Here is a 12,327-nt window from a genome sequence, read left to right as displayed (position 1 = left end):
TTACCCGGTCACTCCTTACGGTAGAAGAGCAACCCGAGCAGAATCACCCCCACAGAGACCAGCAGATAGAGTCCCAGACTGGGATTGGTGATACCGCCATACAGAATGATGAGCGCGCCCAGGGTGGCGCAGGTCGGGATCACAAACCGCTTTATCCAGCCCAACTCGGTAAAGGTGCGCATGTACCAGACATAGAGGAACAGATAGAGGCCATAAATCAGCACGATCGGCATCTCGTCCAGAGCGATGTAACGACCGAATGTCTCGTTGATGCTGCAGTACCACAGCACTGAGTAGATCACCGACAACAGCGCTGCTGCGAGGGCCGAGTTGATTGGCATGTGGTGATGCGGTTCGATACGGCTCATCCACTTGGGGGCTGGCCCCTGATTGCGGATCGCCAGCGAGTAGGGAATGCGCATGGTCGCCAGCACCAGACCATTGAGGGTGCCGAGGCAGGAGATAATCACGAACACGGTCAAAATGGTCGAGGCAGTCCCGCCAAACAGGCTGGTTGTCGCGAGATTTACCGCGTTATCCCCTTGCGCCACTATCTCGTCCGTCGGCAAGACACTGGCGATCCCCAGAAAATAGGTGACATAGACCACAAAGACTATCAGGGTGCCAATCACCAGCGCTCTGGGCAGATTCTTCTTGGAATCGCGAATTTCGCTGTTGATGGTCACAGCGGCGATCCACCCCTCATAAGCGAAGGCGGTGGCAACCACGGCCGTGGCCAGAGTGCCTCCGGTGCTTCCTATCCCATCCATTGCCTGCACAAAGTTGGTCACGGTGACACCATTGAGCAAGCCTGAAATGGTGCCCACAATGGCAACCAGGATCAGCGGGATCAACTTGATCAGGGTAGAGCCCACTTGCAGCTTGCCCGCCAGGGCCGGGGCATAGAAGTTGATCAGATAGGTGACCGTCATATAGACAGCCGCCAGTATCCAGGTCGTACCAGAGTTGGTCGGATTATCACTGCCGAGCAAGATCATGGTGTACAGAGCGGCGACCCAGGCAAGGATGGCGGAAAGAGGAGCGTAATAGAGTACGCCTTTGAACCACCCCACCAGATAACCAAACATTTTGCCGTATGCCGCTTCGGCATAATCGACGATACCGTTGGACTTTTCGATCCGCTGGGCAAACTCGGCAAACACCAGCGCGCCGAAGATCATCGAAAATGCCCCCAGCGCCCATGCCAGCAGCGCAATGGCCAGATTACCGCCAGTCAGACGCAGTACATCATCGGCCTTGAAGAAGACACCGGAGCCGATCACCACGCCGACCACCATCGCAATGGCAGTCATCAGGCCATAGCGTTTATCCAACTCATTACTGCTCATACCCATACTCCATACGATTGCTCATATCATCCTGAATGTAATAGTGTTCAGGTGGCCAGATACCACCAGGGGGCCCACTTTTCGGGGCCGCTTATTCTCGTTGGCCTGCATGGATAATTCAAAGCGTGTTAGATCAAAATATCGATCGGCGACCCAAAAAAAATACCGCCCGAAGGCGGCATTTCTATTCACATCGATGATCACGCCTTGGCGAGGTCATCCGGGCCAATCTGGCCGATTTCGGCGACTTTCTTGTCTGCCAGCAGCCAGAGGGTGAACTTGTGCAGATCCGGGTGGTGCGCCAGGGCAACCAGGAAGGCGCCCCCAACTTCACGGTAACCCAGCTCGTAGTTTTTCAGCGTGGTGGGAGGAACACCCAGCAAATCTGCAAACTTCGGACGGCTCAAACCGACCGCTTCACGGATCTGACGGATCTTCTTGCCAACAGTGACGATATTTGAATTCATAATGTTCCATACTCCGTTTGGCGGATTTACTCCGCCTTTTATTTTTCGCGACGACTCGTAGTCAAGTGTATCAGTTTTGTTCGGACTCGTTATGGTCGAGCCTCTATCTTATGAGCGCCTTTCGGCGACAACCCTTGCCTTCAAGGGGGGATGGTAATCGCTCAGCCGCCTCAGGTAAACAGTCTCGAAAAGAAACCTTTATTGTGGCCCCCCCAATAACTCGTATAATCCGCCGGATACCCATTAAGAGGAATAAGTATGGCGTTTCCCGGCATTATCTCTCGCCTGTACCCCGTATCCAGCACAGAAGAACTGGCACAACAGCGCCTGCAAGGTGAACAATATCGCGCCGAAGCATTCTGGCTTCCGGCCTTGATGTCCAGCCACGCCAGCGAACTGCTGGCAGCCCTGCCGGAGAGCTGCAGTCTGTTTCTTGAACAGGCATGCCCGGACCTGGCCTTGCGCAGCCACGACGGCACCCTGCATAACAATGAGCAGCTCATCACGGTAAACGGTCAGGCAATTGCTCTGGCAACCACCCCGGGTGATGGTGGTCTGGTGCCCGAATCGGGTATGTGCGAGATGGCCGACTGGCTGGAGGCGGGACACCGCCACTTCATCTGTTCAGCTGCGGTTCAACCTGTGGCTCGCGCCATCCTCAACATCTGGCCCCTTGACCCCTATCTGGCCCGACATTTCTTGATGACATTTACCCCCCTGCTGCAGAGCGCAACCCAGGCAGATTACCTTGCGGTCTTTGCCGCCAGAGCGAATCCAGCCAACCCGCATAGCGACTGGGTTCAGGCCTATATGAAGCTGGAGAAGAAACTGCACAGGGCCTATCTGGATCACTAATTAATCTGGATAAACAGCCAGTTAAGGGCACGACACAATTTGCCACAAGGCTCATTTGTGAGCTTGATCATGTTTTAAAATCGGCATAGAGTGCGCCTCGTCATCGGAATGACATCAGTTGCCTGGCAGTGGTTTCTCACGCATTGCGTGCCATGCCAGCGCACTCGACACACCAGGAGAGTGTGCAACCCGGTTATACCGGGTCATCTGCCAGACTCGACGCCAGCCGTACGGCGGAGCCTGCAGCTTACATAAATTACAAAGTGTGAAGCACGTGAATAACGTGCGATCTCAACGAGGATTTTTTTATGATGAAAATGGCTCCTTCCATGATCGCCATCGCCATGGCTGCTCTGGGTGCTACCGCTGCTCACGCCGCTGACGACATCTACTTCGGTGCCGGTGTCGGTGCTACTCACTTCAACGGCCTGAACAAGCTGGAAAGCACCACTGTAGGCCAGGAAGACGCGGCTGCTGCCAACGCCTTCATGGGTTACAACTTCACCGAAAACTTCGGTACCGAACTGGGCTACCAGTACACCGGTCGTGGCAACACCGACGGCAACCGTTACGAGAGCCAGGGTGCCACCCTGTCCGGTATCGCCCGTATGCCGGTTGGCAACGACTTCTCCCTGTTCGCTGAAGGCGGCGCCTACTGGGGTCACACCGATGGTCTGGGCACCAGCGACACTAAAGTTTCCCCGCTGGCCGGTGCTGGTGTGACTTACAAGGTAAATGACGCGCTGGATCTGCAAGCTCGCTACCGCTACATGTGGGACGTGGCTGACCTGCACGCCAACGGTGAGCGTTACAAAGCCAACCAGAGCATCGCTACTCTGGAAGCGGTATACCACCCGTTCCGTACTTCCTACGTAGCTCCGGTAGCTGCTCCGGTAGTTGAAGAAGCGCCGGCTCCTGCTCCGCAAGTGGTAGAGAAGAACTTCGCCCTGAACTCAGACGTGCTGTTTGCCTTCGGCAAAGACACCCTGAAGCCGGAAGGCGTTGCAGCCCTGAACGGTCTGTATCAGCAAATCGTTGAGTTCCAGCCGAAAGATGGCAACGCTGTTGTTGTTGGTTACACCGACCGTATCGGTTCCGACGCTTACAACCAGAAGCTGTCTGAAGCCCGTGCCCGCACCGTTGCCAACTTCCTGGTCAGCAAAGGTATGGCTGCCAGCAAAGTTGCCATCGAAGGTCGTGGCGAAGCAAACCCGGTTACCGGCACCAAGTGCAACGGCGTAACTGCTAAAGCTCAGCTGATCTCCTGCCTGGCTCCGGATCGTCGCGTAGAAGTTCGCGTATCTGGCGTACAAGAAGTTCAGCAATAATCTGACCTCGTTCAGATAGTGCGAAAAAAAGGGATGCTGCGGCATCCCTTTTTGTTTGTCTCGTTCTCGCTTGCATCCCTCACTCCCGCCTCCCTGCCCTTGCCTGCCCCGTCTCGAAAGCATAAAGTAGTTGCGCCTGTAAGGTATTGGATAAGCACTAAAAAGCGCTTCTTGTCCGGTCTGTTGTCCATGACGCCAATGCATCATGAGAGTCCAAAGCCTTCGCTATCCACTTTGCTGGCGATTTTTCGCAGCAATAAAAACAAGTGCATTGCCCGACATGGGCTAACACAACGAGGATAAACCGATGAAACTCAAAATGGCTCCGACCCTGATTGCACTGGCGCTGGCCGCCGCAGGCACCACAGCTCAGGCTGCCGATGACTGGTACACCGGTGTTGGTGCAGGTTGGGCATATGCTCACAACCTTGACGATGTACAAGGTCTGGATACAGACAAAGACGCCACTGCGCTGAGCCTGTTCGGCGGTTACAACTTCAACGACTACTACGCAGCTGAACTGGGCTACCTCTACGCCGGTAAAGCGGGCGTTGACGGTGCCGATTTCAAAACCCAGGGTGCAACCCTCTCCGGTATCGCCCGCCTGCCGCTGGGCGACATCTTCTCGGTGTTTGCTGAAGGCGGTGCCTACTTCAATCACGTCAACGGCAATGGCAACAGCGACAACGGCACTGCGCCGCTGGCGGGTCTGGGTCTGACTGCCAAGCTCTCCGACCTTATCGATGTGCAGGCACGCTACCGCTATCTGTGGAATCTGGGTGACGAGCAGAAAACCTGGGAGAGCGACATGAGCGTCGCGACCCTGGAGCTGGTGATGCACCCGAACCGTACCTCTTATGTTGCCCCGGTTGCCGCCCCTGCGCCTGAGCCGGTTCCTGAGCCGGTACTGCTCGACAAGAACTTCGCCCTGAGCTCTGACGTGCTGTTTGCCTTTGGCAAATCCACCCTCAAGCCAGAAGGTGTCGCAGCGCTGAATACGCTGTATCAGCAGATCGTTGATGTTCAGCCGAAAGATGGCAGCGCCGTGGTCGTCGGTTACACCGACCGTATCGGCTCTGACGCCTACAACCTGAAACTCTCCGAAGCGCGTGCCCGTACCGTGGCCGACTTCCTGGTTGGCAAAGGTCTGCCGGCTGGCAAAGTTGCCATCGAAGGTCGCGGTGAAGCCAATCCGGTCACCGGTACCCAGTGCAACAGCGTCAAGGGCAAGGCTCAGCTGATCTCCTGCCTGGCACCGGATCGCCGCGTAGAAGTACGCGTCACCGGCGTGCAGCAAGTGCAACAGTAACCCTGCAGTCCGACATAACAAGGAGGCCACCTGGCCTCCTTTTTCTTGCCGCTTATTTCACCCACCTTGTACCCTCTTTTGCTCCCTTCCTCTTCCCGTCTCGCGCCATGGTTCACGGCGTGTCGCCCCCATACCTCTTTGGTGGTTAAAAACAGCCCGTCACCTATACATAAGTGTGGGGTTTGACCAGCAGGCAACCCCACTACACCAAACATCGACGAGGATACGCGATGAACATAAGAGTAAAACCTGTGTGGATTGCACTGGCATTGGCGAGCACAGGCGCACAAGCGGAACCGGTTCACGACTGGTATGCCGGGGTTGGCGGTGGCTGGGCCATTGCCCACAATCTGAATGATTTCAGTCAGGATGTCGGCAAGGATGCGACTGCGCTCTCCCTGTTTGGCGGCTACAACTTCACGGAAAATCTGGGGGCAGAGATTGGCTATCTCTCCACCGGTGACTGGGATATCAGCGGCCATGAGTTCAACAGCAAGGGAGCTACCCTGTCTGTGATTGGTCGTTTGCCGCTCAGCGAGATGTTCTCGGTGTTTGCCGAGGGGGGTGGCTATATCTATCACGTCGAATCGATCAATGGCGGGGACGACAACCTGGCGCCGCTGGCGGGTCTGGGAGTGACGGCCCGGCTCCATGACTGGGTCGATCTGCAGGCACGCTACCGTTACATAGTGCGCGTTGGCGATGATCCGGATAACGGCAAAGCCAACAGCGGCACCCAGCGCTGGGTCAGCGACATCAGCACCGCCACGCTGGAACTGGTGATCCACCCGAACCGCAGCCAACCCAAAGAAGCAGCCCCCACGCCCGCCCCGGTCGTGGTTCCCCCGCCACCGGCCGAACCGGAGGTGGTGGATCAGACCTTCAACCTCAGTTCCGATGTGCTGTTCGCCTTTGGCAAAGCGGACCTCAAACAGGAGGGAATGAGTGCGCTGGACGATCTCTACCAGCAGATCGTCGACGTGCAGCCCAAGGATGGCAGTGCGGTTGTGATGGGATATACCGACCGCATCGGCTCGGATGCCAACAATCAGAGGTTGTCAGAAGCTCGGGCCCAAACCGTTGCCGACTTTCTGATCAGCAAGGGATTGCCTGCCGACAAGGTGAGCATCCAGGGCAATGGCGCGAGTAATCCGGTCACCGGCAACCAGTGTGATGCCATCAAGGCGAAGGCGGCGCTCATCGACTGCCTTGGACCGGATCGCCGGGTAGAGGTGCGTGTCACCGGCGTACAGGGCGGCAGCGAGTAGTTGATCTTGAGGCGATAACCATGTCAGACGTGCAGTAAAAAGGGATGCCGAGGCATCCCTTTTGCTTTGCGTCTTTGCGCAGAAATCAGAACGAGGTGCGACGGTAGCGGCGATATTCCGGATGCCAGAAGTTGGCGTCGATGGCCTGATCGATCACCTCGTCCGGGGTCTGCACCGCCTTGCCCTGCAGCATGGCGGTCTTGGCCACCATCTTGGCGATGTAGCGGGAGACCTGATGGATATCCGCCAGATCCGGCAGCAGCGAGCCCTCCTCCCCTTTCACCAGCGGCGAGCACTCCGCCAGCGCGCGGCTGGCCGACATCAGCATGGCGTCGGTCACCCGGGTGGCGCCGGAGGCAATGACGCCAAGGCCGATCCCCGGGAAGATGAAGGAGTTGTTGCACTGGGCGATGACGTAGCGCTTGCCCTTGTGCTCCACCGGTGCAAACGGACTGCCGGTGGCCACCAGCGCCTGACCGTCGGTCCAGCGGATGAGGTCAGCCGGCGTCGCCTCGACCCGGGAGGTGGGGTTGGAGAGCGGGAAGATGATGGGACGGGCACAGTGCTTGTGCATGGTCTTGACCACCTCTTCGGTAAACAGCCCCGGCTGGCCGGAGACCCCGATCAGGATGTCCGGGCGACCATGCTCCATCACCTCCAGCAGGGAGATATTATCCCCCACCGGCCAGTCGGCGATGCGCTCCACCGGTTGGGAGAGACGGCGCTGGAAGTCGAGCTGGTTGGGGATCTTGTCGGTGATAAGACCAAAGCGGTCCACCATAAAGACCCGGCTGCGGGCCTGGGCATCAGTCAGCCCTTCGGCCTTCATCTGTGCCACGATCTGCTCGGCGATACCGCAACCGGCGCTGCCCGCACCGAGGAAGGCAACCCGTTTCTCGGAGAGCTTGGCGCCGGAGGCCTTGCAGGCGGCGATCAGGCTGCCCAGGGTCACCGCTGCAGTGCCCTGAATGTCGTCGTTGAAGCAGCAGAGCTCGTTCTTGTAGCGGTTGAGCAGTGGCATGGCGTTGTTCTGGGCGAAATCCTCGAACTGCAGCAGGATATCGGGCCAGCGGCGCTTGACCGCCTGAATGAAAGCATCGACAAACTCGGCGTACTCATCTCCCGAGATACGCGGATTGCGCCACCCCATATAGAAGGGGTCATTCAGCAGTTGCTGGTTGTTGGTGCCGACATCCAGCACCACCGGCAGGCAGTAGGCGGGCGAAATGCCGCCACAGGCGGTGTAGAGGGAGAGCTTGCCGATGGGAATGCCCATGCCGCCGATCCCCTGATCACCCAGACCCAGGATCCGCTCGCCATCGGTCACCACGATCACTTTGACGTTCTGCTTGGTGGCGTTTTGCAGCATGTCATCGATCCTGTCCTTGTCCGGATAGGAGATAAACAGGCCACGGGCGCGGCGATAGATGTTGGAGAACTCCTCGCACGCCTTGCCCACCGTCGGGGTGTAGATGATGGGCAGCATCTCGGTCAGGTGGTTGTGCAGCAGACGGTAGAAGAGCGTCTCGTTGGTATCCTGGATGTTGCGCAGATAGATGTGCTTGTCCATGTCGTTGCCAAACGCCATGAACTGGCGATAGGCGCGCTCGGCCTGCTCTTCGATGGTCTCGATATTTTGGGGCAACAGACCTTCGAGGTTGAAGTTGCTGCGCTCTTCGCTGGTGAAGGCGCTGCCCTTGTTGAGCAAGGGGGTCTCCAGCAGGGCGGGACCGGCGTAGGGAATGTAGAGAGGACGTTTCTGGTTATTATCTTCAAACATGGATTTTGGTACCTAAACGGTTAGCTAGACGCAGGGACCCGCCGATCCTATGGGCTTGTCTCATTAATTTCAAAGAGTTTGCACATCCGTTGCAAAAGGTTTGCGACCCAGTCGACGAAAGGCGCCGGGGGTCTGACCAGTCAGACGACGAAAGCGGTTGGCAAAGTTGGCCCCATCGCTGTAACCGACCCGGGCCGCCAGCTCGCCAAGTGGCCAATTGGTATAGAGCAGCAGCTGGCGCGCCTTGTTCATTCTGAGCTCGGTCACCCTCGCCATCGGCCCCATACCGAACGCTTGCTGGCAGAGGCGATGCAGATGGGGCACCGAGCAGGCCATCTGCCGGGCCAGCAGGGCGACACTCCAGGGTTCGTCCAGGCGCGCCTCCACCCGGCGAAACAGAGCCTGCAATCTGAGTTCAGGGGTGCCGCGCACCTCCCCTTGCAGGGTGCGCTCCAGCAGCGCCAGCAACAGGCTGAGCAGTTGAGGTTGCAGCGAAGAGCGAACCCCTTCCCCCTGCATCAGGCTGAGCAGATGGTAGAGCTGATCGCCGCCATCCCCTTGCCAGATACGGTGACCAAGGCGATGCAGGTGCTGCCAGCGCGGCACGTCATCGAGCAAAATCCAGCTGATCTGCCAGCTTTCGCCAATCAGCTTGAGACCACCGGGGACGGCGGCGGGCAGGAAAATCAGCGACCCGGCCGGAATGGCTTGCTCCCCCTCGTCGGTGAGCAGCGCGCCCCCCTCATCATGACTCATCATCAGGATGTGAAACTCGGGGCGATTGCGGCGGATGAGGTAGTGATCCCGCACGCGGGAGAGGCCGGTCAGGAAGATCCCTGCCTCGCCGAGCAGGGGCAGCCCTTCACGTCCCAGCATCTGCTCTTCACAGGCTGGCGCTATCTCCAGACACTCGCTGGCAAATGGCATAACACCTCAACAGGATAGTTTTACACAAGAAAATCGAGAGCTACTCACAGTGAGAAGAGCCTCATCAGCCCCTATCATACCCCTGACAAACCTTGCTTTTCTCATACCCGGTTAACAACTATGAATTATTGGCAAGCGATTTTAAAACAAACCACCGATCGCGAGTTCATGACCCGATTGTGGCGGCTGGCTCTGCCTGTCTCGCTGCAATCCATGATGTTCTCCCTGCTCGGCCTCATCGATATCATGATGGTGAGCCAGCTTGGCACCACGGCTGTGGCGGCGGTCGGCTTGGGTAACCGGGTCTTCTTCTTCAATCTGCTGGTGATAGCGGGCCTCGCGGGCGGGGTCTCGGTATTGGCAGCACAATACTTCGGGCGAGGTGAGATGGCCGGGGTGCGCCGCTCCCTGGCGCTGGCCATAGTGGGCGCCCTGCTGGTCACCCTGCCCTTTGCCTTCATCTATGTGTTATCACCGGGCAGCGTACTCGGTTTTGCCAGTCAGGATCCGGCGCTGCGGGCACTGGCAGATCAATTCCTGATGATCACCGGCGCCACCATCCTCTGTACTGCCATCGTAGTGCCGCTGGAGTCAGCCCTGCGTTCGGTCGGCAATGCCGCCGCGCCGACCCGCATCGGCATTATCGCTATCATCGCCAACGTCATCCTCAACTACGCCCTTATCTTCGGTCACTTCGGCTTCGAGGCGATGGGGGTGGCCGGCTCGGCCTGGGGCACCACCATTTCCCGGCTGCTGCAGACAGCCCTGCTGCTGCTCTACGTAAAGCGTTATGAGGCGCGCCTGATCCCGCGCGCACCAGACTGGCTGGCCGCCTTCAAGCGCAAGGAGGTGGTGCGCTTTACCCTGATCGCCCTGCCGCTGCTGTTCCATGACGGCCTCTGGGCCTTCGGCATGCTGATTTACGGCTTTCTCTACGCCCATCTTGGCACCGATTCGCTGGCCATCATGACCACCCTCGGCACCCTGGAGAGCATCCTCATCTCCCTCTTCTTCGGACTGGCGGTGGCCTGCTCCACCCTGCTCGGCCACCGGCTCGGGGCCGAGGAGTACGAGGTCGCCTGGCAGCACTCCCAGCTGTTCCTGCTGCTAGCACCGATTGGCGCGCTACTGGTGGGGATCATCGTCTGGCTGCTGCAAGCCAACCTGCTGCAGTGGGTCGGCAACCTGCCCCCCGAGCTGATGACGGAAGCGGGACAGGTGCTCGGCATCATGTGTCTCGGGATGCTGCTCAAGGTGTTCAACATGGTGGGGATCATCGGGGTGCTGCGCTCGGCGGCGATGTGAACTACAGCATCTTTATCGATATCGTCGGCATGTGGTGCATCGGCATCCCGCTCGCCTGGGTGGCGGTCACGCTGCTCGGCTGGCCCCTCTCCTGGGTGGTGGCGGTGGTCTTGCTGGAGGAGCTCAGCAAGGTGTTGCTGGTGCAGCGCCGTATTCGCCAGCGCTGCTGGTTGAAGAATCTGGTGATCGGATAAACAGCCACAAATCGGGGTCATATCAATGACAGAAAAACCCTGTTTGCAGTATGCTGGGCGCCTCTTCAATCAGAGGCAGGGATCCACGGTCTCCCTGTCCAGTAGTCGTTTAAGGAGACGAGCATGCAACCACAGAAAGAGCTGATCACCGAGACGGCCCTGCTTGAGATGGCCAACAAGATCATCAAAGAGCATGAAGACTTCATCCACGGTATGCGCGCCGATTCGGTGGAGCAGAAGGGGGATATTCTGGTGTTCAAGGGGGAGTATTTCCTGGCCGAAGATGGCACCCCGACCGGCAAGACCATGGCAGTCTTCAACATGTTCAAGCTGCTGGCTCAGCAGCTCTCCGGCAAGTACAAGCTGGCCTGATCTCGCCAGCTTATTGCCAACAGATGCCGCCCTCAGGCGGCATCTGTTTTTGCGCGGTTCTGCCCCTCGACCACCACGCAGTTGCGTCCCGCCATCTTGGCCTGATAGAGACACTCGTCGGCACGGTTGATCAGAATATCGATGGTGTCATCGGCACGAGCCATGGCAATCCCGATACTTACCGTCACCTCCAGCAATTCGTCCGAAGTGGGGCTCTTCACCAGCCGCGCCTCGACGGCAATGCGCAGCCGCTCGGCCATTTTGCTCGCCAGCGCCGGATCTGCGCAGTTATGCATCAGGATGGCAAACTCTTCGCCGCCATAGCGCCCCAGCACCATATCAGGCTCAAGCTGCTCCCCCAGGGTGGTCGCCACCTCCTTGAGCACCGCATCCCCCGCCAGATGGCCGTAGATATCGTTGATCCGCTTGAAGCGATCGAGATCCAGCAGCATCACCGCAAAGGGCTTCTTCTTGAGTTGCAGCCGGATTCTGGCCTGCTCCAGCTGCTTCATCAGCAGGCGGCGGTTCATCATGCCGGTCAGCTCATCGGTGGTCGACTCCCGGTAGAGCCGCAGCAGCATGTTGAGTTGGCCGCACTGCACCCAGCAACTGGCCATGGTAAACATGCCGAGCACCCACACCTGATTCAGGGTGGCCTGACTCCAGATGCTCTGGCCCACCAGCAGCCAGTGACCCAGCAGCATGGTCACCAGCACCACGCCTGCCAGTTGCAAGCCGAGGGAGAGGGGGATGGGGAAGATGGCAAACAGGGTGATCAGCAGATAGGGAAAGGCCGCATAGCCCGCCTGCAACTCCTGTCCGGCGCCAAAGCTGTTCAGGCAGAAGAGGGAGAAGAGCATCATCACGGCCATCAGGTAGCCAAGGGCCAGCTTCATCCGTTCCCGCTTGAAGTGGATGAGGTACGAAAGCGGAATAAGTGGCGAGAGCGCCAGGGTGCAGAAGATCCTGGCCTGGAACAGCTGCTCGAAATGAACGGCGGGCAAGGTCAACCAATCCACCACGGCCCAGGCGGGCAATCCGAGCATCAGCAAGCAGGTCAGCAGGCGCAAACGCACCGTCATAAAGCCCATGCGAGTACGAGTAAAGTCTTCGGAGTGAACCCTCGCACTCCAGAACTCTGACAACTTGAGCATCCAGAGTCTCCACGATGAA

General features: G+C 58.4%; 10 protein-coding genes and 1 pseudogene. 6 read left to right on the top strand and 5 right to left on the bottom strand.

Annotated elements, in window-relative coordinates; all coding sequences use genetic code 11:
• Positions 1–8 precede the first annotated feature (8 nt).
• Both ACTG2B_RS05705 and ACTG2B_RS05700 read right to left on the bottom strand, forming a co-directional pair.
• A complete protein-coding gene (locus ACTG2B_RS05705) occupies positions 9–1,349 on the bottom strand; it encodes an APC family permease (RefSeq protein ID WP_058057807.1) in 1,341 nt (446 codons plus the stop codon).
• 200 nt (positions 1,350–1,549) lie between these two features.
• Complete coding sequence (locus tag ACTG2B_RS05700; protein ID WP_005338367.1) at positions 1,550–1,816, bottom strand: helix-turn-helix domain-containing protein; 267 nt, start codon at positions 1,814–1,816, stop codon at positions 1,550–1,552.
• Between the two features lie 258 nt (positions 1,817–2,074).
• Here ACTG2B_RS05700 and ACTG2B_RS05695 point away from each other — a divergent pair, with 258 nt between their 5' ends.
• The 4 genes from ACTG2B_RS05695 (at position 2,075) to ACTG2B_RS05680 (ending at position 6,576) form a co-directional block, all read left to right on the top strand.
• Positions 2,075–2,671, top strand: a complete 597-nt coding sequence (locus tag ACTG2B_RS05695) for a hypothetical protein (protein ID WP_144715935.1) — start codon at positions 2,075–2,077, stop codon at positions 2,669–2,671.
• A 308-nt stretch (positions 2,672–2,979) separates the two neighbouring features.
• Positions 2,980–3,999 carry a porin OmpA gene (gene ompA / locus ACTG2B_RS05690; RefSeq protein ID WP_279485926.1) on the top strand — a complete coding sequence of 340 codons (1,020 nt, stop codon included), beginning with the start codon at positions 2,980–2,982 and terminating at the stop codon, positions 3,997–3,999.
• Positions 4,000–4,306: 307 nt separating this feature from the next.
• Positions 4,307–5,308, top strand: coding sequence for a porin OmpA (gene ompA, locus ACTG2B_RS05685; RefSeq protein WP_439995325.1), 1,002 nt, complete (start codon positions 4,307–4,309; stop codon positions 5,306–5,308).
• 230 nt (positions 5,309–5,538) lie between these two features.
• On the top strand, positions 5,539–6,576 hold the full coding sequence (locus tag ACTG2B_RS05680; protein WP_439995324.1) for an OmpA family protein: 1,038 nt from the start codon (positions 5,539–5,541) through the stop codon (positions 6,574–6,576).
• 85 nt (positions 6,577–6,661) lie between these two features.
• Here ACTG2B_RS05680 and ACTG2B_RS05675 read toward each other — a convergent pair whose 3' ends face one another.
• Together ACTG2B_RS05675 and ACTG2B_RS05670 are read right to left on the bottom strand one after the other, a co-directional pair.
• Positions 6,662–8,356, bottom strand: coding sequence for an NAD-dependent malic enzyme (locus ACTG2B_RS05675; protein WP_005338379.1), 1,695 nt, complete (start codon positions 8,354–8,356; stop codon positions 6,662–6,664).
• A 69-nt stretch (positions 8,357–8,425) separates the two neighbouring features.
• Entirely contained in the window at positions 8,426–9,283 is an 858-nt protein-coding gene (locus ACTG2B_RS05670) for a helix-turn-helix transcriptional regulator (RefSeq protein WP_162628346.1), read from the bottom strand.
• A 120-nt stretch (positions 9,284–9,403) separates the two neighbouring features.
• On the opposite strand from ACTG2B_RS05670, the pseudogene ACTG2B_RS05665 reads away from it, so the two are divergent.
• Positions 9,404–10,782: pseudogene (locus tag ACTG2B_RS05665) on the top strand (MATE family efflux transporter).
• A gap of 123 nt (positions 10,783–10,905) precedes the next feature.
• The gene (locus tag ACTG2B_RS05660) at positions 10,906–11,154 is read left to right on the top strand and encodes a YciN family protein (RefSeq protein WP_005338382.1); all 249 of its coding nucleotides are present in this window, start codon (positions 10,906–10,908) and stop codon (positions 11,152–11,154) included.
• A gap of 32 nt (positions 11,155–11,186) precedes the next feature.
• Here the strand turns inward: ACTG2B_RS05660 and ACTG2B_RS05655 are convergent, their stop codons facing one another.
• Complete coding sequence (locus tag ACTG2B_RS05655; protein WP_005338383.1) at positions 11,187–12,308, bottom strand: GGDEF domain-containing protein; 1,122 nt, start codon at positions 12,306–12,308, stop codon at positions 11,187–11,189.
• Between the last annotated feature and the right edge of the window lie 19 nt (positions 12,309–12,327).

The organism is Aeromonas sp. 30P (assembly GCF_051919805.1).
GTDB lineage: Bacteria > Pseudomonadota > Gammaproteobacteria > Enterobacterales > Aeromonadaceae > Aeromonas > Aeromonas veronii.
This window is presented reverse-complemented; position numbering and strand designations above follow the sequence as displayed.

Excerpts from the sequence above, each read along its gene's own strand:
- ACTG2B_RS05705 (WP_058057807.1), bottom strand. The coding sequence starts at position 1,349 with ATGAGCAGTAATGAGTTGGATAAACGCTATGGCCTGATGACTGCCATT.
- ACTG2B_RS05700 (WP_005338367.1), bottom strand. The coding sequence starts at position 1,816 with ATGAATTCAAATATCGTCACTGTTGGCAAGAAGATCCGTCAGATCCGT.
- ACTG2B_RS05695 (WP_144715935.1), top strand. The coding sequence starts at position 2,075 with ATGGCGTTTCCCGGCATTATCTCTCGCCTGTACCCCGTATCCAGCACA.
- ompA (WP_279485926.1), top strand. The coding sequence starts at position 2,980 with ATGATGAAAATGGCTCCTTCCATGATCGCCATCGCCATGGCTGCTCTG.
- ompA (WP_439995325.1), top strand. The coding sequence starts at position 4,307 with ATGAAACTCAAAATGGCTCCGACCCTGATTGCACTGGCGCTGGCCGCC.
- ACTG2B_RS05680 (WP_439995324.1), top strand. The coding sequence starts at position 5,539 with ATGAACATAAGAGTAAAACCTGTGTGGATTGCACTGGCATTGGCGAGC.
- ACTG2B_RS05675 (WP_005338379.1), bottom strand. The coding sequence starts at position 8,356 with ATGTTTGAAGATAATAACCAGAAACGTCCTCTCTACATTCCCTACGCC.
- ACTG2B_RS05670 (WP_162628346.1), bottom strand. The coding sequence starts at position 9,283 with ATGCCATTTGCCAGCGAGTGTCTGGAGATAGCGCCAGCCTGTGAAGAG.
- ACTG2B_RS05660 (WP_005338382.1), top strand. The coding sequence starts at position 10,906 with ATGCAACCACAGAAAGAGCTGATCACCGAGACGGCCCTGCTTGAGATG.
- ACTG2B_RS05655 (WP_005338383.1), bottom strand. The coding sequence starts at position 12,308 with ATGCTCAAGTTGTCAGAGTTCTGGAGTGCGAGGGTTCACTCCGAAGAC.